20 protein-coding genes and 1 pseudogene are annotated in these 23,906 nt (G+C 57.8%); 6 read left to right on the forward strand and 15 right to left on the reverse strand.

The features are described 5' to 3' along the window. Window positions 1-284 precede the first annotated feature (284 nt). Entirely contained in the window at window positions 285-1,784 is a 1,500-nt protein-coding gene (locus tag CSC67_RS00915) for an MFS transporter (RefSeq protein ID WP_118992639.1), read from the forward strand. A 14-nt stretch (window positions 1,785-1,798) separates the two neighbouring features. After that, a complete protein-coding gene (locus CSC67_RS00920) occupies window positions 1,799-2,368 on the forward strand; it encodes a TetR/AcrR family transcriptional regulator (protein WP_118992640.1) in 570 nt (189 codons plus the stop codon). 110 nt (window positions 2,369-2,478) lie between these two features. On the opposite strand, the gene CSC67_RS00925 is transcribed toward CSC67_RS00920, so the two are convergent. The 5 genes from CSC67_RS00925 to parA all read right to left on the reverse strand — a co-directional run bounded on the left by CSC67_RS00925 (window position 2,479) and on the right by parA (window position 6,976). After that, window positions 2,479-4,461, reverse strand: a complete 1,983-nt coding sequence (locus CSC67_RS00925; protein ID WP_118992641.1) for a relaxase/mobilization nuclease and DUF3363 domain-containing protein — start codon at window positions 4,459-4,461, stop codon at window positions 2,479-2,481. 472 nt (window positions 4,462-4,933) lie between these two features. After that, window positions 4,934-5,533 (reverse strand): S26 family signal peptidase, encoded by a 600-nt coding sequence (locus tag CSC67_RS00935; protein WP_118992643.1) that lies wholly within the window; start codon window positions 5,531-5,533, stop codon window positions 4,934-4,936. Next, window positions 5,530-6,075 carry a DUF2840 domain-containing protein gene (locus tag CSC67_RS00940; protein ID WP_118992644.1) on the reverse strand — a complete coding sequence of 182 codons (546 nt, stop codon included), beginning with the start codon at window positions 6,073-6,075 and terminating at the stop codon, window positions 5,530-5,532. Before CSC67_RS00940 ends, CSC67_RS00935 begins: the two co-directional genes overlap by 4 nt. Then, complete coding sequence (locus CSC67_RS00945; RefSeq protein ID WP_118993152.1) at window positions 6,072-6,341, reverse strand: chromosome partitioning protein ParB; 270 nt, start codon at window positions 6,339-6,341, stop codon at window positions 6,072-6,074. Before CSC67_RS00945 ends, CSC67_RS00940 begins: the two co-directional genes overlap by 4 nt. Further along, complete coding sequence (parA, locus tag CSC67_RS00950; protein ID WP_118992645.1) at window positions 6,338-6,976, reverse strand: ParA family partition ATPase; 639 nt, start codon at window positions 6,974-6,976, stop codon at window positions 6,338-6,340. The genes CSC67_RS00945 and parA overlap by 4 nt, the downstream gene beginning before the upstream one ends. Here parA and CSC67_RS21285 point away from each other — a divergent pair. After that, window positions 6,975-7,118 carry a hypothetical protein gene (locus CSC67_RS21285; RefSeq protein WP_167752693.1) on the forward strand — a complete coding sequence of 48 codons (144 nt, stop codon included), beginning with the start codon at window positions 6,975-6,977 and terminating at the stop codon, window positions 7,116-7,118. The two genes, parA and CSC67_RS21285, sit on opposite strands and share 2 nt — an antisense overlap. 171 nt (window positions 7,119-7,289) lie before the next feature. Here CSC67_RS21285 and CSC67_RS00955 read toward each other — a convergent pair whose 3' ends face one another. The 4 genes from CSC67_RS00955 to CSC67_RS00970 form a co-directional block, all read right to left on the reverse strand. Beyond that, window positions 7,290-8,138, reverse strand: coding sequence for a replication initiator protein A (locus CSC67_RS00955; RefSeq protein WP_209304245.1), 849 nt, complete (start codon window positions 8,136-8,138; stop codon window positions 7,290-7,292). A gap of 26 nt (window positions 8,139-8,164) precedes the next feature. Next, window positions 8,165-8,449, reverse strand: coding sequence for a helix-turn-helix transcriptional regulator (locus tag CSC67_RS00960; RefSeq protein ID WP_118993153.1), 285 nt, complete (start codon window positions 8,447-8,449; stop codon window positions 8,165-8,167). A gap of 116 nt (window positions 8,450-8,565) precedes the next feature. Then, entirely contained in the window at window positions 8,566-9,327 is a 762-nt protein-coding gene (locus tag CSC67_RS00965; protein ID WP_118992647.1) for a DUF7011 domain-containing protein, read from the reverse strand. Between the two features lie 359 nt (window positions 9,328-9,686). Then, complete coding sequence (locus tag CSC67_RS00970; protein ID WP_118992648.1) at window positions 9,687-10,037, reverse strand: DUF2958 domain-containing protein; 351 nt, start codon at window positions 10,035-10,037, stop codon at window positions 9,687-9,689. Window positions 10,038-10,301: 264 nt separating this feature from the next. On the opposite strand from CSC67_RS00970, the gene CSC67_RS00975 reads away from it, so the two are divergent. Further along, a complete protein-coding gene (locus CSC67_RS00975) occupies window positions 10,302-10,592 on the forward strand; it encodes a helix-turn-helix domain-containing protein (RefSeq protein ID WP_118992649.1) in 291 nt (96 codons plus the stop codon). 77 nt (window positions 10,593-10,669) lie between these two features. Here the strand turns inward: CSC67_RS00975 and CSC67_RS00980 are convergent, their stop codons facing one another. From CSC67_RS00980 to CSC67_RS00995, 4 genes are all read right to left on the reverse strand, one after another. Further along, the gene (locus CSC67_RS00980) at window positions 10,670-10,984 is read right to left on the reverse strand and encodes a DUF736 domain-containing protein (protein WP_118992650.1); all 315 of its coding nucleotides are present in this window, start codon (window positions 10,982-10,984) and stop codon (window positions 10,670-10,672) included. Between the two features lie 635 nt (window positions 10,985-11,619). Further along, on the reverse strand, window positions 11,620-12,147 hold the full coding sequence (locus CSC67_RS00985; RefSeq protein ID WP_167752702.1) for a JAB domain-containing protein: 528 nt from the start codon (window positions 12,145-12,147) through the stop codon (window positions 11,620-11,622). Between the two features lie 733 nt (window positions 12,148-12,880). After that, the gene (locus CSC67_RS00990; protein ID WP_118992652.1) at window positions 12,881-14,902 is read right to left on the reverse strand and encodes a ParB/RepB/Spo0J family partition protein; all 2,022 of its coding nucleotides are present in this window, start codon (window positions 14,900-14,902) and stop codon (window positions 12,881-12,883) included. A gap of 81 nt (window positions 14,903-14,983) precedes the next feature. After that, a complete protein-coding gene (locus CSC67_RS00995; RefSeq protein ID WP_209304261.1) occupies window positions 14,984-15,811 on the reverse strand; it encodes a DUF932 domain-containing protein in 828 nt (275 codons plus the stop codon). A gap of 614 nt (window positions 15,812-16,425) precedes the next feature. On the opposite strand from CSC67_RS00995, the gene drt3a reads away from it, so the two are divergent. Beyond that, window positions 16,426-17,709 carry an antiviral reverse transcriptase Drt3a gene (gene drt3a, locus CSC67_RS01000; protein ID WP_118992654.1) on the forward strand — a complete coding sequence of 428 codons (1,284 nt, stop codon included), beginning with the start codon at window positions 16,426-16,428 and terminating at the stop codon, window positions 17,707-17,709. A 9-nt stretch (window positions 17,710-17,718) separates the two neighbouring features. Further along, entirely contained in the window at window positions 17,719-19,674 is a 1,956-nt protein-coding gene (gene drt3b, locus CSC67_RS01005) for an antiviral reverse transcriptase Drt3b (protein WP_118992655.1), read from the forward strand. A gap of 291 nt (window positions 19,675-19,965) precedes the next feature. On the opposite strand, the pseudogene CSC67_RS01010 reads toward drt3b, so the two are convergent. Both CSC67_RS01010 and CSC67_RS01015 read right to left on the reverse strand, forming a co-directional pair. Then, window positions 19,966-21,037, reverse strand: a pseudogene (locus tag CSC67_RS01010) (PDDEXK nuclease domain-containing protein). A 124-nt stretch (window positions 21,038-21,161) separates the two neighbouring features. Further along, window positions 21,162-22,496 carry a tyrosine-type recombinase/integrase gene (locus CSC67_RS01015; RefSeq protein WP_118992656.1) on the reverse strand — a complete coding sequence of 445 codons (1,335 nt, stop codon included), beginning with the start codon at window positions 22,494-22,496 and terminating at the stop codon, window positions 21,162-21,164. Window positions 22,497-23,906: the final 1,410 nt, after the last annotated feature.

The raw sequence follows: 23,906 nt of genomic DNA on the forward strand, positions 1-23,906 counted from the left end.
TCTTGGCCGGGGACGCTAATAAGGTGCTTATTTCAGGCTTGAAAGGAACTTGGCGAGTAGCACGAGACTGTGAGCCAGTTATGTATCCGCAGTCTACGCACACAACCATTTTGCAGCTACTTCCTTTGCAGATACTATACAATACATCCTGTATAGTTAAGAGCAATCAAAGAAGTCGCCATGCAACTACCCATTCAGATCGCTATCTTCCGCCTCGGCATAACCGGGAGTAATCCAGACGTCGCCATTGTGGCCATCCAGAAAAGTATTGATGAGAATCGACCATGAGCGCACCCCATCTCCATCGCTGGCTGCTGTTGGTGACGGTGGCGGCCGGTCTTCTGCTGGTCACACTGGACAATACGGTTCTCTATACAGCCCTGCCCACACTGACCCACGAACTACACGCAACGGCCACTCAGGAGCTGTGGATCATCAATGCTTATCCGTTGGTGATGGCCGGCCTTCTATTGGGTACCGGCACGCTGGGTGACCGCATCGGCCACCGGCGCATGTTCTTGTTCGGACTGGTGATCTTTGGCGTCGCGTCGCTGACCGCTGCTTTTTCTCCCACGGCCTCGGCGCTCATCGCCGCCCGCGCCTTTCTTGCAGTGGGTGCGGCCGTCATGATGCCGGCGACACTGGCGCTAATTCGCATCACCTTCGACAACGAGCGTGAGCGTAATCTAGCCATTGCGGTCTGGGGCAGCTTGTCGGTTGTCGGTGCCGCGCTTGGCCCCATCGTCGGCGGTCTTCTGCTTTCGCAATTCTGGTGGGGCTCAGTGTTTCTCATCAATGTGCCAGTGGTCATCCTGGCCTTTATTGGCACGTTGCTCTTCGCGCCCAAAGGTGCCGTCGAACAGGGCAAACCCTGGGATCTGCTGTCGTCGGTGCTTGCATTAGTCACGCTGTCTGGACTCATCACGGCCATCAAGGAGATCGCGCATGCCGCGCCGTCTTGGCCTCTGGCATTTGCGGCGCTGGCTGTCTCTGTCGTCGGCGGCTGGCTGTTTGTGCGGCGCCAAGCCCGCCTGCCTCATCCGCTGCTGGATTTCGCGATCTTCCGCAACCCTGCCTTTACCGCTGGGGTGCTGGCGGCAACCTTCGCTATGTTCGCTATCGGCGGCATGCAGCTGGTCACAACTCAGCGCTTCCAACTGGTGGCAGGCTTCACCCCGCTGCAGGCGGGGCTGTTGGTATCTGCCGTTGCGCTAGGCTCTTTGCCCACTGCGTTGCTGGGTGGTGCCTTCCTGCACAGGCTGGGCCTGCGTGTATTGATTGCGGGCGGGCTGGCTGCCGGCGCGATTGGCGCGCTGGCCACCACCGCCGGCCTGCACCTGGGCCTGGGCTGGTTACTCTCGGGTATGGTGCTCAATGGCGCGGGACTTGGGGCAGTGATGGCCGTCGCCTCCAGCGCTATCATCGGCAATGTGCCACCCGCCAGAGCCGGCATGGCCTCATCGGTAGAAGAAGTTTCCTACGAGTTTGGTAGCCTGATCGCGGTTGCACTGCTGGGCAGTTTGTTGGGTGCGCTGTATTCAATGGGAATCAGCCTGCCACCCGGCACGCCCGATGCCGCGCGAGATGGGATTACCCAGGCGCTGGAGATCGCACGTGCGAGTGAGCCGGTGAATACCGCACTGGTCGATTCCGCGTCATCTGCCTTTGATCGTAGCTATCTGATCGTGTTGTGGGTCATCGCTGGCGTTCAGGCTATCGGTGCGCTGCTAACCGCCTGGCTGCTACGCTATCACGGCCCAGGCACTGCTACTGCAACCCATTGAGCGAGGTAAGCTGCATGCGACCCAGCAACCGCAACAAAATTCTCGATGCCGCTATCCGCGTCGTCCACCGTGAGGGTGTGACCGGAATCACTTTCGAGTCAGTCGCCCTTGAGGCCGGACTGACACGCGGCGGCATGCTTTACCATTTTCCGTCCCGCGATGCCTTACTGTTGGGCATCCACGAGCATCTGGCCAGCCAGTGGGAGGCACTGCTTGAACAGGTGGCTGGCAAACCTGCACACGAAGCCAGCGGGCAAGAGCGAATCGCAGCCTATGTGCAGGCTTGCACTGAGGGCACTTCAACACGCGTCGAGCTGCAACTGATGCTCGAAGGTACAACCTCCCCCGAACTGGCGGCGCCCTGGGCCGACGTGCTATCACGCTGGTTTCCAGTGACAGAGGGTGATGACGACACCTTGGCCGCCATGTGGGTGGTACGGCTTGCAGCCGACGGACTATGGATGCACGAATCTCTTGCTTATATCCCAATGGCAGCTCGTATGCGCCAACGCATCGGTCGCATGCTGCTGGAGATGATCCCAAAAAAAGCAACATCGGGCCAGTCTAAAAAGAAGGGGCAATAATGACGCAAGGGGAAGTTAAACCGAAAGTGCTGCGCTTGGTCATCCATGGTCTGAAGGCGTAGGGTGATGCACTCGTTGCGATTCAGGCTGCACAGGCGAACCTTACTTAGTTAACCTACCGTTGGCCCACGCTGCCGCCCAATCTCCCACGACACCTCGCTGCCACGCACTGTCGCGGTAACCTGCTGACCTAGCCGTTGTTCGATCACTGGTTTCCACGGAACAAGGCTGAACCCCATGCCGTCATCCAGCATCGCGTAGCGTCCACTAGCAAGCATGACGGAACGCCGGTAGATGCCGGCCACACGCTGACCATCAGCCACTGGCCGATACTCCAGGCCAGTGTCAGCGGCAATGTCTTTGGCGACCTGCGCCAGTTCGCAGTTGCGCAGCGTACCCAGCAGGTTGCGCGCCAGGATTACACGCTGCCCGCGCTTCTGCGCCAGCCCCTGTTCTTCAAGAAAATCGGCGCGCTGCTGCATAGCTTGTTTGGCATCGCCACCAAAGCCCACATCCCCCAATCCCTTACCGCCACGGATCAGTTGCTGGTCGAGCCACGTGGCCCCGATCACGCGGGTCTGCCGTTCAATCGGCAGGTGCGATTTCAATTCCACGGACACGCCACCCAGGCGTTGCACATCATATCGACGGCCTTGTTCGGTCAAGTCGCCCGGAACTTTCCATAGACCTTCGGCCACGCGTTCCACTATGCCGGCGCGGCGCAAGGCTTCCAGACGGCGAACATGAGACGCGACCACTTCCTGCGAGTCGCGACCGGCTTTAGCACGACCTTGCTCAATGGCAAGGTGATGATCGGTGCGATATAGGCCGTCGCTGGCCAGCTCCACAATGTTGCGGTCGGCGGCCCGGATCTCAGCAGAACCCCTCGCCTCCACCACCGCGCCAGTCGGATAGTTGGCCGGTTCGTCGCGAGCATTGAGTGCAACGTAATGGGCCTTGCCGTCCACGCCGTCGATTACCAGATAGCCCCGGTCACGTAGCTCATCATCCAGCCCCTTGGCCGCCACGCGCCCAACGATAGCGCGACCATCATTGTCTGGCTCGAACACAGCAAGTTCACGCTGCTGTCCGCTCATGGCCCGCTGCATGGTGCGGATGATGTCGCCGCGCTCGCCCAGGGCGCGCAAGGTTTTTTCGGCATTGGTGTGCATGGCCCAAGTGCCGGGCTGTATTTCGTCGGTCAGCCCCAGGCGCTGCAAGCGTTGCAGGCGACCGATCAACAGCAGGCGTTGGCGCTGCAATGTCGGCGCATTAAAGCGCTGAATATGCACCCGGCCATCTTCGCCGATCTCACGTTGCAGGGTGCGGTCCAGGCTCGTCCACCGTTCCTGTTCCACTTCTCGCTGCATAGTCTGTTGGATTTCCAGCTCGGTGCGTGGGCCTAGCCATTCCGTTGCAAGTTCTGAAGCACGATGACGGAAGCCGTCGGCGATGTAGTCGCCCGCGATGATAAGGTCTTGGCCGGTATCGTCGCGCCCACGCACGATCAAGTGGGTGTGCGGATTGTCGGTATTCCAGTGATCTACCGCCACCCAATCCAGGCGCGTACCCAGGTCAGCCTCCATACGGTTCACCAGATGCCGGGTAAAGGTACGCAGATCATCAAGTTCCACCCCATCCTCGGGCGAGACGATGAAGCGGAAATGGTGCCGGTCATCGGAACAGCGTTCCTTGAAGGCATCAAGGTCGGCAACGTCCGCCTGCGGCCCGTAAGCCCGACCCGGTTCGCCGTCACGGCCTGCGCCGTCACGCTCGACGTAACGTAAGTGCCTGGACAAGGATTGCGGGCTGGCCTGACGCTGGTTGACCAACAAGGTCTTGATGGTGACGCGCCGCGAAAATGGCGTCAGCGTCGCGCCGGCAAATCGCGCTGCCGTATGGCCGCGCCCCAGGCGTGAACCGGGGCGCTGGCCGGACCGATTGCCTTTATGGCCGGTCAACGCAGGCCGCCGCACCGCCGATTTTCCGCCCGCCTTGCCGACCTGCTTGAGCACCTTGGACACAAAGTCCTGACCCCGGTTCTTCGGGGCGCTGGGGCGCATGCGAAAGTCATCATCGCGGCGGTCACTCATGGCCGTTCCTTCAGAAAGTCATAGCGTGTCCTGGCGTGCGAAGCACGCGGCCAGCCCTGTTTTGGCGCGGGCCACGCGCCCCCAGCGGCACGGCGGCAAAGCCGCGTCGTGCCGCGCCACCCCCACGTGCAGACTGGCTTTGCTGGCGGCTGTGTGCCGACCCCTTTTGTCTTGCCTTCCGCCTTTACCTGTCGCTTTCGCTCCCGGCGTCGGCGGCCCGGTGGCACTGCAGCATGGGCAGTCAGCGCACCGGCGAACGCGCCGATGGATGTGCCAGAGGCCGCAGGCCAGGCGCGTTCGAGGCAAGACATCTGCACGGGGGACGGCTGCGCCGGACGCCTTGCTGTGCGCAGAGTCCAGTGCATAGGATTGACATCAGCACGACAGACGCAACGACACGGCGGCAGCCCCAAGGAAGACACGCCTGATAGCACGATGACATGCAGCGGGACGTGCATTGAACCGGCGTCTTTCATAGCTGCGCCCCATGCCAGACCGGATGCGCGATGCCGATCACGGCGGCTGCGCTGATCGGTCCAAAATAGCGGCTGTCGAACGAGGCCGGATTGGTGGCGCTCAACAGGAACAGTTCGCCCGCCATCAATGGCCGGCACTGCGGCCAGGACAGCAACGGACGCCCCAGCCGGTCGGCAGACAACACGGCGGCCACCGGCACGCCGTCGATGCGCACCTGACCAGCCACGATGCAGACGTGTTGCGGCGCGACCGCGCCCACACGTTTGAGCAGCGGAATGTGTGCGGGCAGATAGCCGCGGTGTGCGGCCAGCGCAGCGGCGTCGGCAGGCAATCGGGTCAGAACAATGCTGCCCACTTGTAGCCGACGAGACAACGAACCGGCCTGATGTTGGAACGGTTTGACGCGATACCAGCCAACCGCCACACTATCGGACGGGTTGTAGATCAGGCGCGGCAACGGCGGCACAAAAGCCGCCCAGGCCAGTACCGCGAGGCCGGCGGCGGCGAAGCCTGCCAGCACGATGCGAGTGCGCCAGCGCGAACGAGGATGCGGCCCGACTCCAGCAGCCTGATTGAGCATGGTAATCGGTGTCATGACAAGTTTCTCCCGGCCAGCCAGGCGGCGTGCCGCTCGGCGGTGTAGTCGGGCAAAGGCAGACGCGCCGCCAGCCGATTGGCGAGCGTGCGCCAGTACGCGGGCGAGACGGCGGCGGGAGCAATGCCCAGTGACTCGATGGCATCCATGCGTTGCAGCACGGCGCGTACATTAGCATCGCCTTCAACCTGCAACAGCAGGCGTGCGCCAGGCTGCACACCGGGGATGCGCTGCGCCGCGTCCAGCGGTGTGCAAGCCTGCATCACCATGAGCTGCCAGCGTACCGTGCCGTAATCGTTGGCCTGCCAGCGGATGCGGCACAGCACCGCACCCGGCAGAAACACCGCCCAGCGCCGCCAGCGGTCCAGCCGCAGCGTGTGTGCCGGTTCACCAAAACGCAGGTAAAGATTGAAGTGGGGTTCGATTGTGGCCAGCGCCACCCGCGTCAGCGGTGCGCGGTTGGCATGCAGGGCAAGTGCGGCGGAGGGCGGCAGTGATGACGCCGTGGCCGCACCAGCGACAAGCGAAACGGATGTGTTCATGGCGTGTCCTCTTTACGATGCTCTGGAAACTCGCGCTCCAGCAGGCCGCGCAGCAGTTCGGCCACCGTCACGCCTTGCGTGAAGGCAGATACCTTGATGCGCGCGCGCAGAACGGGGGTAATGTCCAGCGTCAGGCGGGCGGTGTAGAGATCACCCTTGTTCAGCGCGTCAGCGTCGCCCTGGCGAATCCACGCTTCAGCGTGCGGATTCGCGGGCGGACGCGCACCGATGCCCACGCGCTTGAGCCGTGTGGGTTTCGTGCTCATGTCGGCCACCGCAACAGTTCATCAACCAGCGCGCTGATTTCACGCGTCGCCGCGCTATCGGGCGCCAACTCTCGGGCGAGTCGCCCGGCGGCCACGCTGTCGGCAAAGACAATCCGTTGCCGAACCTCGGCTCGCAGCGCCGGCAATGGCTGCTCGGTCAGCGCCTGGCGTGCTTCACGTCCAATGACGGTAGTGCTGACCCGTCGATTGATGACAAAAGCCGCTTGCAAGGCGGGCCGGAACACCTGGGCCTCGCGAATCAGCGCCACCATCTCGGCACTGGCCCACAGGTCGTAGGGGCTGGGCTGCACGGGAATCAACACGTAATCGGCTGCCAGCAGCGCAGAGCGCGCCAGAGCGGCAATGCGTGGCGGCCCGTCGATGATGACGTGATCGGCCCGCCTGGCGAGTTCTGGCGCTTCTTGATGCAGCGTTTCGCGTGCAAGGCCCACGGCGCTGAACAACCGTGGCAGCCCTTGCTGACTTCTGCGCTGCGTCCAATCCAGGGATGAGCCCTGCGGGTCGGCGTCCAGCAAAACCACCTGGTGACCGCGCAGTGCGAGTTCACCCGCGATATGGGTGGCAAGCGTAGTCTTACCCACCCCGCCTTTCTGATTGAGCAATGCAACGATCATGGCGCAGCCCTCCGATCTGGAAAGCTGGACTGTTTTTGCCTTGCCGAATGGAGTGGATTTTTCGGCTGATTGCGCCCTTCAAACTGCCAAGCGTTTCCCTTTTCAGCGTCTATCCATCGTGGCGGCGGGCCTTTATCAATAGTTAGAGTAGTTAAGTTAGATAAGTTAAGGGACTCGCAAACGCAGTGCTGACGCGGCTTTGCAGCCGTTTGGCACGCCTGATAGCACGATAGTCCCACGCCTGATAGCACGATACCGAACACGCCCGATAGCACGACACTATCCACAGGATATTCACAAGCAATCCACAGACTTATCCCCGTGCCGTATCCGGCACGGGCCGAAAGGTCAGCAACTCGCGCCCGCCTTCGGGAATCAACTCGATGCCCAGCACATAACCGGGCAACGATTGCTTGGCCACCAGGGCGCGCAGATCGCAGGCGAAGTCGTAGGGTCTGGCGGTGCTGCCGGATTTGCGATGCAGGTGCCGGAAGTCGAATTGCCAGCCATCCGGCTGCTTGCCGCCGTGCTTGCGCACCAGGCGGTACAGCCAGCGCTCGATACCGCCGGTCAGACGGAAATACGCCGGGTCGATAGTCAACACCAGGGCCGCATCCAGCACCCCCGCATAAAACCAGTCCGGCAAGATAAGTTCGATGCCCAGCGGCTTGCCGCCGGCATCGGCCAGCTCCTTCCATTCGTTGATCCACGAAAAGCGGTGCAGCCGCCGCCCCGTGGTTTCGCGGATGGACGTTGCCACACTGGTCGATTGCAGCCGGTCGAGAGCGGCTTTCAGACGTTGGTAGTCGCGCAGGGAGGTGCCGCGCCCGATAAAACGCAGGATTTCGTAAGGTGTGGCGCGTATCCAGCGCGAAGGCGTGATGCCGGCATCGCGTGCCTGCACGATTTGCGACGCGGCCCAGATCAGGATGTCGGCATCCCAGATCGTGGCAATGCCATGCTCCTGCGTGCCTTCCACGCGGATGGTGGCGTTCCCGCTGCGAAAGTCGATGGGAGCAACGCGCCGCGACTTCGCCAGCGAGAAGAACGGATAAGCCATCAAGTCCTGGGCATCGCGCGGCGCCATGTCGCCGGGCAAGGCACGAAACAGGGCAAGCTGCTCCTGTTGCGGTGCTGGCTGCGCGGCGGGCGAACGAGACATGACGATGGCCGGCTGCGCGCAGACGATCAGCGGCCGTCACGATAATCACCCGCATGGCGTTCGGCGTACTCCGGATCGGAGGTCGCCTCATAGCTGCGCGCATCGGCCCAGGTGTCCAGGTCGGCAACTGCATACATGACACGCCGACCGAATTTGCGAAACTTCGGGCCACCGCCGATCACGCGCTGCTTTTCCAGCGTGCGTGGCGACAGGCGCAGGTATTGGGCGGCTTCGTCGTTGGTCAGATAGCGCTGGGGCTGCGCGGGTATGGCAACGGGTGCGGCGGCGGGCCGTAAGGGAGCGGGTCGCATGACATATTCCTCCATCGTTCGGTAGAACCGGCGGCACCAGCGCTGCCGGATGGAGACAGTCTCAAGAAAGTCGGGCGACCTGCTCAGGGACGTTTTGCAGGGGGTGAAGATCGTCCCTATACCGGCGCGGGAAGCTGTGCCAGGCGGCGGTAGCCGCCGCGCATCAGCGTATCGCCCCGCCGAACCAGGCGACGCATGCGGGCGCGCAAAGCGCCATCGGCATGCCAGTCGCGGGCCACCGTCTTCGGTCCAAGCAGCCCTTCAGCAATGTCACGCAAGGATGCCCCCGCCAGGGTGGCATCAAGCGCCTGCAAGGTGTGCAGCTCCTGCAGGGCCGACAAGGTGGGCCGGGGCCGCACGACGGCAATGGGAATGGTGTCGCTGGCCAAGGCCAGCTTGTTCACTTCCAGCGTGAGCGCTTGCGCGTGCGCCAGGAGATCGGCGCCGGCACGCACGGCGTAGACGTAAGCCATGCCGTCGGCCAGACCAGGAGCGAGCGCAAGCCGCAGGCGGCCACCCGGCCAGCGCACCCGCAGCACCAAACGCACGCCGTCATGAATCAGGTATTTGTCGCCAGGAATGCGCCACAGTGTGAATGGTGCGGCATCCGGCATGGGGTCGGCGTCCGGGTAAAGATGAACGCCCTGAGCATCGGGGAACCAGATGGGATGCGCGTCACGCGCATCCAGGGCGGGGTCTTCCAGCAAGCGCAGCCCCCAGTGCTGCGCGGCGTCGGGCCGTTGGGCACGGCGCAACCAGTCTTGCCGGTAATCGGGATGGCGACGCAGGTATTCCCAGGCGAGTGCCGGCCCGTCCAGATGCAGCACGTACAGATACGCGGCGGTCGGATGCCAGTGTCTGGTGCGCGAATCAGCCATGACGCAAACCCCCTTTTTATTCAGCGGGGCCGTGTCATCGCACAATGCACACAGCGCAGTTTCAATGCGTTAATATTTGACTACCAATCGCATAAAATGAAACTGAAAATATCAAGTCCGATTGGGTCTCAACCCTTGCGCTGGCAATCAGAATGCAATGTCGGCACCGCTGAAAAATCAGCAATCAGCATCCCTCACCCTGCCTCATATCCCGCAAAAGATCATGACTCTTTAAGTCTGGGCCGTCGCGTATTTATGCAAGGCCCATGATTCAGACTCTGCCGGTCTTGAATATGACTGAAATAGTCTCAATGCGCCTTGATTAGATGGAGTGCGTGCTTGTTTTGCAGGCCCGATGCTCAGTCCTTGATCGAACCGTTTTCTTGCGCCAGGCGCACATATTCCGATAACGGGCGCACCGCCTGGAAATAGCGGTCGCGCATCACGGGCTGCTTGCGCGGGCCGACGATAGCCTCCAAGGCGGAAAGCTGCACCGTTCCCAGTTCGGGCATCCCTATCCCCAGGTCGATCAGGCCATAGGCCGTATCGCCATCTTGCGGGTCAAGGCCGACCAACAGCCAGGTTGCATGAGCGTCCGGCGTGAAGATCCGCACCACAGGCAGCGGGTCGATGCGCTGGCCTGCGGCCCGTGCCTGCCCGTGGGCGAGCAATTGTGCGCGTTCGTCGTCGGTGATGAGTGGATGGGTCACGTGTGTTCTACCAAAGCGTAAAGCCGTCGATCTGTCTTTGTGCTTCCGTGCGAAGACCCGGAAGCGGTTAATCCCGAATCCGTAAAAGCGGGCAAGCGTAATGCCGTTTGTGCGCAAACCCTGAAAAGCACAATTGTGATTCTCCGCTTTTAAGGGAATCCACACTTACGGATTTCAGTAATCACACAAGAAAAAGACGAAATCCCGATGAATGAGTTAAAGATAACGTGGTTTTAATTGTGCCGCCGAAACACGCTTCTGTCTATGCAGAAGCGACCCGTACAGCGCGGCCGGCCACCCGGCGCCACCACCTTTGATGCCGAACTGGCCCAGGCCTTCGGCGCCGCAGTGCGTGCGCTACGCACGGAACGCGGTATTGCTCAGGAAATGCTGGCGAACCTCGCGGGCATCGAACGCTCCCACCTGGGCAAGATTGAGCGCGGCGAGCACATGCCGACGCTGGCGATTGTCTTCAAGATCGCCGAAGCGCTGGAATGCAGCACGGCAGTGCTCATGACCCAAACAGAAACCCAGCTTACCGCAGGTAAGGTCTAACCATAAGGCCCGTGGGGCTGTGCCGCCATGGGCCTTTGGCTGGACATGCGCCCCGCCAAAAGGCGGGGCGCGGTGGTTTAAGCCGCCTGCGGCTTGCTGCGCGTCCACAGCAGATCATGCGTGCCGTCCTCGCCTTCGATCAGGCGGGCATAGACAGTGGCCGGAAACGAGGGGTCATCCAGGGTCACCGACAAGTATTCCCGCCCAGCCTCGCTGGTTTTCTTCCACGCCGCGCCGATGTCATTGCCTGCTGCCTGCAAGCGGAAGTCGGGGGCTTTGTCGTTTTCGCCCTTGTCGTTGGCGACCAGCTTGACCTTGACGTTGAGCGTCAGGGTTCGCAGGGTGCCGGTGTAGCCGTCTTTGTCTGCGGTGAAGGTTCCGATGTTAGCCATGGTAATGCTCCTTTTAAGGAAATCAAGGTCGCGCCAGTGCGTCCTTGTTGTGATCCGGTCGGCGGGGGTGGGCTGGCCGCACCGCGCAAGCGGCCGTAACAGCGTGGAGGGCCGGGAAGCACAAAGAATTTGTCTCGCGAGGAAGCCGCCCAGGGCGGCGGGGAAATTGTTTGTGCTGGACGGTTGCGGCCGAGGCCCAAGGCTTGCCGTCCCCCGCCAGGATTCACGACAAGACAAGGACGTACAGGCCGACCGTCCTGCAAAGAGACATGGCAGACTCGGTTTCGCCGCATACACGCTCGACCGGCAAGCGCCATGACGCGGGCAAGAATCAGGCTCTCGATGTTGGGCGAAAATGCACCCGCCGCATGCTGCGGCGCTGCCTTTGAAAACGCGGTGTGGAAGCGTCATAAGCCAGGCCGGGCGGCATGTTGGTGAACCGCCCCTCGTGATGTCCAGACAAAGAACCGCCAGCATCGAGGACGGCACGCTTGCGTGCAACCTGCGCCAGCAAACCCAGGCGTAGCGTGACCCGTGCTGCCGTTTGGCGGGGCGCCATATAAAAGCCGAAAGCACTTGGCTCTGCCGATCTAACAACACAGCAGGGCGTCGTGCCCTGCTGTGTTGTTGGGGCTTTACAGTTGCCCCCGCTCGGCCAGTGAGGTCGTACTTGCCGCCGTCACGATGACATGATCGAGAAGCCGTACGTCTACCATCGCCAGCGCGTTTTTCAGATGCTTGGTCAGGTTCAGGTCGGCCATGCTTGGCTCGGTTGAACCCGACGGATGGTTATGCGCCATGATGAGCGCTGCAGCATTGAGTCGTAGGGCGGTTTTCACGATCTCGCGGGGATAGACGCTGGCCTGGTTCAACGTGCCCGCCCCCTGTTCGATATAGCGAATCGGCTTGAAACGTGAGTCCAGATAAAGGAAGGCGACGCATTCGTGGCCCAGCCCGGCCAGCTTGGCCTGAAAAAACTGCTTCACCTTGGTCGGCTGATCGACCGGCGAGGATTGGGAAACCAGGCTTTCCGCAGCCGTGCGGCCCGCCGCCAGAATCTGCTCGTCGCTGGCCAACTTGTAGCGCCCGCTGGGACTGCGCACATACAGGGTGCATGTCTCGTCCATGTTGTCATAGCTCAGGGCGGCGATGGTGTTGTTCATGATGCTCTCCAGTGTTCAGGGCGGGATTGCCCGGAACCCGAAGGCATGGCGCAGCGCAGGTTTCAAGGGTCGAAGACGGCCAGCGGCCGCAAGCGGCGCCCACGGCGACGCACTGCCCTTGAAAATAAGAACGCCATGACACAATGACCGGAAGCAAAACAGCCTCCACCGTGTCACTGGGGTTTGCCTTGGCATCCCCTGCGTGAAACGCAGCCAGACTGTAATCGTTGCGGATCAGGCAACGTGCAAACGCAGTGCGCAGCGCCCCGGCGCGAAGGCGTGAGGGATGGAAGCCGAATGGCCGTGACGGCAAGGCCGGCATGGGGCGAAGCCCAACAGCCCGACGGCGCTTGCGCCGACACGCGCGGATTTATCCACAGATTCTGTGCGCAAGCCTGTGCATAAACGATGAAGACTTTATGACAGCCCTTGTCATTCCGTGCTTTGCGCCTGGATGGGCTGCGATTTGTCCAGCGCAGCGATGGCCGTCCGCCCCCAGGCGCGCTGGTGTCACATGCTCCGGTCGCCGCTTGCCCCTCCGAAGCGGCGACCGGCTGATTTGGATTTTTGCTTTGGCTGTTGGTTTTGGCCGTTGGCACCGGGCGCGGCGATGCAGCGCCCGGATTTTGCCCACCGTCCCCCATGGCAGAAGGACATGGGGGACGGTGGGATCTGAGCCGATGAGAACAGCCAGCGCCCCGGCTTGAACCGGGGCGCTGGCCTAGCTTCAGGGTTATGCGGCGGCAATATCCACCGCTTCGCTCTGTGTGTTGTCATCCTCGGCGCTTGCGTCTTCCTCTGCCGCCGTGTCCTGCAGGCCTTCCACCCGGAAAATAGCGGGCATCCACCCCGACCCGGCCACCAGCCGTTCCGCTTCGCTGGCAATGTCGGCTTTTTTCAGCTTCGCCAGCCGGGAAACGTGGTCAGGTGCAAACTCGCCCACGGCATCCAGAATCATGGCCTTGGAAATGTGCTGGAAATAGCTTTCGGCAGTCGGCTGCCACCATACCGCCATATCCAGCCCCACGGCCTGCGCCAGTTTCTCGCCAGGTTGCTGCTCCGTAGCGCGGGGTGTGGTGACATCTACACTTGCCGCCGCGCATACTGCCAGCAGCCGCACCAGTTCATCTTGCGACTTTGCCAACAAGACGGCAAACAGATCAGGGCTGTCTATCGGTAACGCCTCGCCTATGGCTTTTTGCTGTACGGCCAGCGCAACGGCGGCGGGGGATTCGGGCCAGTCCGGGGCCATACTTTCCAGCCGGTCTTGCACGGTCAACCGTATTTCCAGCGGCAAACTGTCACGATAGTAATAACCCTTTTGCAAGACCGTCTGCACCATGCCATGCACCACAGCAGCCAGGGCGGCGTGTGGATTCCGCGCCAGTTCTATTTGCAGCGCGGCGGTGCGGTGGGCGCTCAAGCGTTGCGCCAGCCGGTCGGACATGACGGCGGCCTTGGGCTGGTCGTCATCCTCGTTGTCTCCGTGCGCTTCGTCCTCGCCGCTGAATCCCTGCCGCAATCGCTCCAAGGTGCGCAACGCCTTCGCTTCGGCTTCACGCATCAGGCCACGATAGACGACAATCTGACCTTGCCGGTCAAGGGTGACAATGGCACCAGCGGCGGCTTTGACGTTCGGGGCGTAGTCCAGCAAGCGATCTTCCAAAGCCTGCAATTGTTCGCCCAAGCTATCGCCTTCCTCCTGCAAGGCGTCGGCCTTTTCTTCGTCGTCATCTTCCAATGCGGCATCAATCGCTTCACCAATGGCCTGCATTTTGGTTTCCAGCTTGTCCATGCGGTCGCTTTCACGCTTGGTAGGGTTGCGCCGCTCACGCGGGGCGCGTTGGAAGGCTTGCAGGTCGGCATAGGTGGCGGCGGGCGTGGCATCCACCCATGCCCAGCCCTCGGCCTTCACGGTGGCCGCGTGTTCGTCCAGCTTTTGGCGTACCAGCGTTTCCAACAGCGCCGCGTCGGTGACATACACGCCGCTATCGTCCTGCGCGAACAGATCACGGCGAATGCCGCCGCCTGCGGCTTCGTAGGCATCCAGTCCCACGAAACGCACCAGCGCATGGCCTGCGTCTATCTCCCGCTCGGTCAGCCGATCACGCAAAGCGTGCGGCTGGCGTTGCCATTCAGGCGCTTCATAGAACGCCGCCTCCTGGGCCGCGTGGTCGTCCGTGATGGCAAGCGCCATCAACTGTTCAAGGGTGACGGCATCGGCGCGATAATCGGCCAGCAGACGCCGCGAGACATTCGCCAGCTTCAACCGGCGCTGCACCACCAGCGGGGTCACGCTGAAATCAGCCGCGATGTCTTCGATGGGTCGGCCTTCGGCCACCAGTGCGGCGAATGCTTCAAACTGGTCTGCGGGATGCATGGCTTCACGCTGCACGTTTTCCGTCAAGCTGACAGTGCGGGCGCTGGCGTCGGCCACCAGCAGGCACGGCACCGCCCAATCCTTAGGAATGCGGCGGGTCTTTGCCAGCAGCTTGAGCGCGTCGAGCCTGCGGCCACCGGCCACGACTTCGTAATGCTCGCCGTCGCGGGCCAGGATGACGGTCAGGTTTTGCAGCAGCCCCACGCGGGCGATGCTCTCGGCCAGGGCATCAACAGACTGTTTGATCTTGCGTACATTGCGCTTGGAAGCGCGAAGCTGTGACAGTGGCACAACAATCAGGTTTTGCGCCGGAGCGGCGACTTCCTGCGTAGCGGTATCGATGGCTTGGGTTTCGGTTTGATGGATCGCGTTCATGGTGAAAACTCCTTGAGGTTTTGCAGTGCAGCCATGAAAAGCGCGGCAAAGGTGGCTGCCTGCCCCTGCCGCGTAGGGGAATCAGGCTTTCAACTGGCGCATACCCTCGGCCAATAGCCACAGGGAACGGTTCAGACGAATATCGGTATCAATGCCTTGCACCGCCCGGGTGCTCTGGCGGCGACCGTTGGCGCTGCGCCCACGCAAACCGCCTTTAATCAGGTTTTCTTGCAGGCGGTTAAAAGTCATCCACAGATCGGGGCGGCGGTCGTCATAGCGACGCGGCATCAGAATCTGGCTTTCAGTGATGGGCGCGGGCTTGTCGGGGTCGTCGTATTTCAGGGCCAGCGCGGCGCGGGCGAATACTTCCGCTTCGCCTTCGTCCAGCGTAATGGCCTGCATGGCCTCTCGGGATTCCTGCACCCGCTCGAAGCCGTCCAGCACTTCATAAGCGCCTTCGATGACCTGCCCGGTAATGTCGCCTTTATGCGGGATGCGTACATCGGCCACCGTATCGCCGCATACAAGGCCATTGCTGCACACGAAACGAAACGCCCCGGCCAGCATCTGATAGCTGCTCGTGCCGTCGTGCGAGTTCAAAAGAATGATTTCGTTGGCGATGCTGTCATTCACCTGATTGGCATGGCGTAGCCGAATCATGTGCTTGGTGTGTTCGCGCCGGTCTTCGTTACGTACCCGGGTCTGCGTCACCATGAAAGGTTCAAACCCCTCTTTCCGTAGCTCCGTCAGCACCGCTGCCGTGGGGATGTAGCTGTAGCGTTCTGAACGGCTTTCGTGTGGGGCATCGGCATAAATGGACGGAACCACGGCCCTGATCTGAGCGTCTGACAGTGGACGGTCGCTGCGAAGCACCGGGGAAAGGGAACCGAAGCAGGATGCAAGCATGATGTTTCTCCTGACAAAGAAAGGGTTTGCTGTTCACCGCACACCGGATTCCAAGATTCGGAAGCCCAAAGCTTTTGAGCTGCTGATGTGCGGTCGGCACGAAGAACCCGGTTGGCCTCATTGCCACCGTCTTTCCAGAGTTCGTCGCCCGCGACGGTCAGGAGCCCACGAACGTGGGCTGTCAAGGAAACAAGCGTCAGGGTGGTGCGGCCCGCAGCGCAGCCGAGGACACGGCCTGGCGCGCCTTGACGGCACACGGCCACGGGCTACAGTCGCGGACAAGGTGATGAAGTCAGGAAAGATGGCTGGGCAGGCAACGGCCAGGTCTGGCGTGTCGCCCGCAAGCAAGCGAAGCGCGCAGGCCCGAAGCTGGGAAGCCGGGCCGAAGGCGTCAGGGATGTGGAAGGCTGGCGAAGGCCAGTCCCGTCAGGGATGAGCGGTTAGCGAACATGGAGCAGCGCGGTGCGCGAAGCGGAGACGCAAGCAGATGTTTCGTTTAATATCTAAGCGTACATTCCACTTGGATTTCACGAAAAAGTAGCATCAGCTTATGAAAAGCGGGTATCCGAGTTCGGCAAAATTATCTGATTGGCAATTTAAGACAAAAGAGGGGACTAATGTCGCGGTCATCTTCGTTCGATCAATCTTTTTGTATAAAGACGCTTGAACGTGTTCTATCGAAGAGAGATTTCCGCAGAGTCCCTGCCGCTGATCAAGCGGCCTTACGAGACCAACTCCTCAGTCAAGCGCTTATATCTGCCATTTCCTACTTTGATCACCCATCCACACCTCTGGCAGGATTCCCTCTTAAAGGAAAAACCGTTTATCGCTTGGTCAGGCACCAGGACGAGCTAGTGGAGCGAAAGCTTCGGCTGAACTTAAAAAGATGTACCTCACTGTCCGCAGATAGTCGATCCCAAATCGTCAAAAACCTAAAACTCCTTTTGGAAGAGGGAGTTCCTTACCGGGTTTATCGCCTGGATATTCGCTCATTCTTCGAGTCTTTCCAGAAAAATCATATTCTTAATGCCGTTACCAGCATCAAGGGCTTGAGCCCACATAGCAAACAGCTAATCGAGGCTCTGCTCAACGTTCATGCTGCGATTGGAGGCCAAGGCGTACCAAGGGGACTGTCTATTAGTGGTGTCCTATCAGAAATTATGATGCAGGATTTCGATCAGAAGATACGCTGGTCCAGCAATACATTTTACTATTCACGGTATGTTGATGACATCATTATTGTGACATCGGCAAGGGAAAAGGAAACAGAATTTCTGCGTGAGTTGCACTCTTTCCTTCCTCCTGGACTTGAATTAAATCCTGACAAGAAAAATATTTCCGCAGCGCCAACCAGGGTGACAAAAGAAAGTTCTGAAATCGCGGCAAACCTCCTTCAATTCGACTATCTTGGGTATCAGTTTTTAGTCAAAAATCCCACAAAACGGGAGGCGGGAAGCAGGAAGGATGGGGAGCTATATAGAAAGGTCCACGTAGACATAGCAAGAAAAAAAATCAAACGAATAAAAACAAGAATTGTTCGATCATTTCTAAGCCATGCCAAGTCGAATGACTGGGAGTTACTTCGTGATCGGATCGCATTCTTAACACAGAACTTCAGTGTGTATGACCCGAAAGCTGGCGGGAAGAAAATCGCCGGAATATATCACAGCTATCCATTGATTTCCAAAGACGCTGCCGGCCTGAAGGAGCTGGATAGATTCCTGAGAAATGCGGTTCTGTCGAAAAAAGGTCGAGTTTTTTCGATGACAAACACAATAATCCCCGCACACCAAAAGCGCCAATTACTCGCGTACAGCTTCCTAAGAGGACACAACAACCGTAGTTTTATCCATTTCTCTGCAACAAGAATATCTGAAATCCAGAGTTGCTGGATTTACTAGAGCGACAAAATGAAGAAAAATCGGATCCGCCGCAGCGACTACAACAGAGTCCTTATTACGGAGACCACTCCGTTTGAAACACCAATTATCTTCTCAAATGACGGCCTCTATGACCAGATTGCTACCCTAGACAGCGCCGGGCTCGTGCAAAGTACCGTCATCAAATCTCTGATCTTTCATGAGGGCGTCGGCAAACCACCAAGCTCGACCATACCATACACATATAAGATCAAGAAAGACTCAAAGAGTTTTCGACGTCTCGCCCTATTACACCCAGCCTCTCAATGGAAAGCCAGGATATTCTATGAGAAATATGAACAGTTAATAATTCACTATTGCTCGATAAGCCCAGCATCCATCCGCGCACCAAAAACAGTCGCAAGCAGTTTTTACTCAAAGAGCTCATGGGAAAATCTCAATAAATACAAAACCGGTTCTGTCGCCATCGACGGCATCGACAAATATGTCAAACATGCGCCTTCATTTTTTTCTTATAGAGGATACGACCGCCTGTATAAATTCTTCAATTCCAGGGATTACCTAACATTAGAAAAAAGATTTTCTTTTCTAAAAACCCTTGATGTCACGAAATGCTTTGACAGCATCTATACACACTGCCTTTCCTGGGCAGTTAAAGACAAGCCTTTTACAAAATCACACATCTCTGTCTCCTCCACCTTTGCCCAAGAGTTCGATGGAGTTATCCGTCATGGCAATCATAGTGAGACAAATGGAATTCCAATAGGCCCTGAGATGAGCCGGGTATTTGCTGAGATACTATTCCAGGAAATTGACCGGAGAGTAATTCAAGCGTTGACGGACTTAAAATTCCAACAGGACTATGATTTTCGACGTTACGTAGATGACGTTTTTATATTCGCCAAAAATGAGTCTATTGCCAATAGAATTCATGACAAGTATGCAGACGTTCTAATTTATTTTAATCTTCACACAAATACATCAAAGTCAACATGTGTAGGTAGGCCGTTTTCCTCATCCAAGGCAAGGCTTGTATATGATGCGGGGCAACAAGCTAATGCATTTTTTGAAAAATTTCTTGTCCAAACTAAGGTGGGCACACTCAGCCCAAAAGAAATTCATAGCGCATGGAAATTAACCAAAAGCTACATTGACTCAGTTAAGGCTTTATGCCATTCAAATAATTCAACCTACGATGAGATTGCTTCTTTTTTGATCTCAGTGATTACAGAACGAGTCAAAAGGTTGGTTAATTATGATGCCTCTTCGGACGCCATCCAAGATAGTGGATATGTTGATGCGTTTGTTGTGCTGCTCGATGTGCTGTTCTTCCTTTACAGTGTCGCCCCCTCTGTTGGTGCGTCGTACAAACTTAGTACGTCCTTGATTTTGGCCGCCCGATTCAGCAAAAAACATTTACCAGCCGGATATCCGACCATACACCAAAAAATTTTTGATCTAACCTGCTCGTTACTGCACGATCAATGCGGTATCAAACATGCCGGCGATATTGAAGGGTTTGTGCATCTTGAATCCTTCAATATAGCACTAGCAACGCGGGAGCTAGGAGACAATCATCTGTTGCCACCAGAGATTATTGATGAACTTTTTATCAGTGCAGGAGAGTTGACATATTTCACCATTGTTGCCTCTCTGTTCTATGTACGAGATTCCAATATATATCAAGGATTAAGAATTAAACTCTTGGATGCAGCAGAGAAAAAATTATTCGACCTTTCTGATATCTTGATGAATAGCGAAAAGGCCCACCTTCTACTTGACCTCCTTTCGTGTCCCTATGTACCTGATAAGAAGAAAACCGCTTGGATAAAAAACCTCTTTAAAACTCTTCAATTTGCCCAACCCAGCAGAGCGGATTTACAAGTGTTTTTGACAAGTATTAGTAGACGTCATGCACAAGTGAATTGGAAGGATATTGATCTTCTTAACTCGTTGGAGAAGAAGGAGCTGAAGCAGGCGTATTAGGTTACACTTCATTGTGAAGGAAGGGTGTCCCCTCATCTTCTACTGGTTCACCAGCGGTTGAAGCCGGTTCTCGTAAGAGCACCATTCAGCGTCGACTCGTGCGTATGGTCATTTATGGCAGGAAGTACGGGGCGGTGCTTGAGCGGTACACAAGTGACTTCGGTGGCTTGTGCATCCACACACTCAGTGGGGCTCCTTTCTTCACCTCCATTTATCGGAGCAAAAAGAGGCAGAAGCCCCCAGGTTCAGATCCGTCCGCAGTCCCGACTGTGGAACACACAGATGCTGCTATCAGGATTCTTCGTCAGGCTGCCGCTGCTCAATCTGCAACCGTGCCCGCTCAGTCGCCTGCTGCAACTTCTCGCCCAGCACCGCGCGCGGCGGCAAGCTGGTCAAGTACTCAGCAACGTGGATGCCCGACTTGTCCAGTTCCAGCAACTCAATCTGCTCCCGCTTCTTGCCGGTGCAAAGGATGATCCCTAGAGGAGAGGCTTCCTCCGGCTCCCGCTCGTGCTTGTCGAGCCAACGCAAGTAAAGCTCCATCTGCCCTTTATAGGCCGCTTTGAAGTCGCCGATCTTCAATTCAACGGCCACCAGCCGCCGCAGCTTTCGGTTGTAAAATAGTAGGTCAAGGTGGAAATCTTCGTCATCTATCACGATGCGCTTCTGTCTGGCCACGAAGCAGAAACCAGCGCCTAGCTCCAGCAGGAAGGCTTCCATTTCGCGGATTATGGCCCCCTCCAGATCGCTTTCCTGCCAGCAATCCCGCAGCCCAAGGAAGTCGAGGATGTAAGGGTCACGCATGAGCAGCGCCGGCGTCATGCGCTGGGCATCACGCAAGTTCACCAACTCCTGCGCGATGGTTTCCTCCGGCTTTTTGGACAGCGCCGTGCGCTCGTACAACATCGAGTCGATACGCTCTCGCAGCGTCCGTACGCTCCAGCGTTCGGCACTCGCCATCTGCGCGTAATAATCTCGCTGGAGCGGATCTTTCAGGGGGATCAGAGCGATAAAGTGTGTCCAGCTCAATTGTCGTATCAGTGATACGACAATTCGTTCTTCGGGAAAGGTAACAGCGAACTGCACCATGCGGCGCAAGTTCTTCACCGAAAAGCTGCTACCGTACTCCTTCACCAACTGAGCAGCCAACGTAGGCAATACTTCCTCTCCGTAGTCGGCTCGCCGACCTTGCAAAACCTGAGTGTGAATGCGCTGGCCGATACGCCAGTAGAGCATGGTCAGCTCGCTATTCACCGCCGAGACGGCACGCTGCCGCGACGCCTCGATCAGCCCCCCGAATATCGCCCAGCAGCGCCGACGGTGCTGCTGATGGCGATGCGGATGATATCTTGCTCTTGGTCATATCTGCGCCCCTAATGTGTGCTGAGCCCCAATAATCATTCGGCATCGGCTTACCGCCAGTTCAGCGCCACCGTGTAGCCAACACAAAGCGGCGGATTTTTCCGCCCTGGAAAGCCTCTTCTTTATCATGCCACCACCCTTTTCCCTGCTGCCAACGCCCGCTTTGTCCTCGACGGAGTTCTTCGGCCCTTGATCTTATGATGCCTGAATAGGCGGTAGTTATCCCTGTCGGTACGAATTTGTCCACCCTCAGTCGCCGTAGGAGCCGGCACCGCAACCTCCGAATGACTATCTATAGTGTTCCGACGCAAGTTAGCCACCTTCTCTGCAGCGGCACGAACCGGATCATCCTCCGTATGCACATATGTCATGAACATGGAAACGGTCTTGTGGGCTGTGAGTGCCATGCCGACCTTAATGGGCACGCCGGAATTGGCAATATCCGTGGCGGCACGGTGACGGATACCATGGGTGCCGACATGCGGCACCTTGGCTCGGTCAAGGATGCGACGCCAACCGTTGTAATAGGTGCTGGAAGGTAATGGGATCTGACTATCAGAGATAGACGGGCACACATAAGGAGAGCCCTCAAAGCGATAGGCGTTTTTCAGCAGTTGATAGGCGGCTTCGCTCATCGGCTTGGATATTTCTCCTGTCTTACTGTCCGGCCAAACAATGCGGCGATTTTCAAAGTCGATCCACGACCATTCCAGCATCCTGATTTCGGACATCCGGGCGGAAAACTCAAACTGCAAACGAACGGCCAAGGTCAACGTCGGATGCTCCAGCCCTTCGGCATCGGCACGGTCAAGATACTCATACAGCCTCGCCAATTCAGTGTTCGTGATGTAACGTGTCTCACCGTCTTCCCGATATTTCGGCACATGACGGCATGGGTTGGAGCCATCAGGACGGTAGCCCCATACCTCAGCCATATTGAGCATCTTGCGCAGGCAAGCCATAACCCGATTGGCCGTGACGGCGATTCTTGCCATATCACGCATCATGTCCATGACATGCACCCGCGTCAGATCAGGCACTTTCACCGCACCTAACGCTGGCACAATGTAGCGGTCAATCTGGTCTTGATAGGTTTCAACAGTGCTCGGCTTATTGCGTGGTATCGAGTATTCCTCAATAAACTGCTTGCACAGTTCCTGAACTGTAGGCGCCTTGCGCGCCGCCAGTTTCTCCGCGCTGGGGTCACTACCCTTGCGCACATCCGCCAACCAGTCCTGGGCGATGGAGCGGGCCTGATCAACTGTCAATTCTCCGAACTGACCAATCTTCGGTTTGCGGCGTTGCCCCTGATTCGTGCGATACTGGAGCATGAAGATTTTTCGCCCTTGGGCTGTAACTTTACATAGAAACCCAGGGACGACGGTATCCCGCAACTCATAGTCTTTTTCGGTGGGAACGGCCGACTCGACGGCGGTCTTGGTGAGCTTGATCTTGGCCACAATGCCTCCTGTTCAGTAGCAAACGCAGGAACCAACCAGGAGCCACGCCAACGGAAATGTGGTCAAAATCGGTCTGGTCTAGGCGTAAGGTTAGAACAGGCCGTCATATTAAAAAACCAGCCACAGCAAGCACTTACGTGTTCCAGCGTAGTTAGATGCTACTGGTTAAAGTCAATCTCAAAATCCCCCGCCGTAAGGCGTGCCGGTTCGATTCCGGCCCCTGGCACCATCACCGAACCAATAGACATCAACCGACGTCTTTTTTGGCTCTTTCCCATTAACGGGGGATGCGCACTCATCAAACTCGGTTAATCACACCATTCCAACCGCACTGGGCCAAGAACCGCATGTGGTAATACACAAAATCCCTGGACCAGTACGCTCGGAGTGAGAGCATCTCCATCTTCGTGTGGAAGCCTTCGGTGGTCCCGTTGGACTTAAGCGCCACATTCGCACGATGGGCTACAACCATGGTACTAGCGTAGCGGCCAGCGCCCTGGCCGAGCTGTGTTCAAACTGACGAATCAAGGCCAAGAATTTAGCCGGCATCTATTTCTGCTCAGCGTTCAGGCTCTTCGTAACCAGAAAGCCGTTCAGTTGCTGCTTGGCCAATAAAAGTGTCCGTAGCATCGGTGACTCAGCCGGTATTGGTGCAACCGCTCCTTTTGCACTGAGGACAGATTCTAGTGATGCCGACGCATCGACTTAGTCAAGCAGTCGAAATGAACGAGGACATTCTACTATTTGGCGTCGATACGGAACGGATCGAGGTCACCCAACGATCTAGCATGAGGTATTAACCATGTCCTCATTGGCACACTAAATAATCACAATACTCTGCCGTTATAAAAGTTTCATTACCACAACGGCTCAGATGTTTAATGCGATCCAGCGCAAGAAAAACGGCAAAACTCAACTCGTACCTTTTTGCGTTGGGCGCCGCCCTTCTAATGTCGACGGCTCACGCGAACGATATAGCGATACAGGTGACGTCTCCGTCCTACTTGGATGGTACGGTGGTATTTCCCGTTAACGGCGACAGGATCAACTCACTGACACACACTTTCAGCAAGCAAGGAACACAGTTCAACAAAGCCTGTGCCTTCTATGGTGCCGTCAATGCTGACGGACAGCTCCCTACCCAAGTCTTGCTGGATATAACAGGCGTTAACCTCGACAATGGTCATACACTACTGGTGGCAAATGTAGATGCTGTCAAGGCGGGAGCCACTCGTCAAATGCCTGTTCCCGGACAGAACGGCCGACTCACGGAAACGGCAGACTGTCCAAGCACCACTGTCGTTCACCACTCGAGCTATCATCAAACCTAGCGAAAAACTTAATCTTTTCAAGGGCTGGGATGCCGACAACCAGGAACGCCTGGAACTGACAGCAATTGCTCCATAACCC

The organism is Pusillimonas caeni (assembly GCF_003545815.1).
GTDB classification, from domain to species: domain Bacteria; phylum Pseudomonadota; class Gammaproteobacteria; order Burkholderiales; family Burkholderiaceae_B; genus Pusillimonas; species Pusillimonas caeni.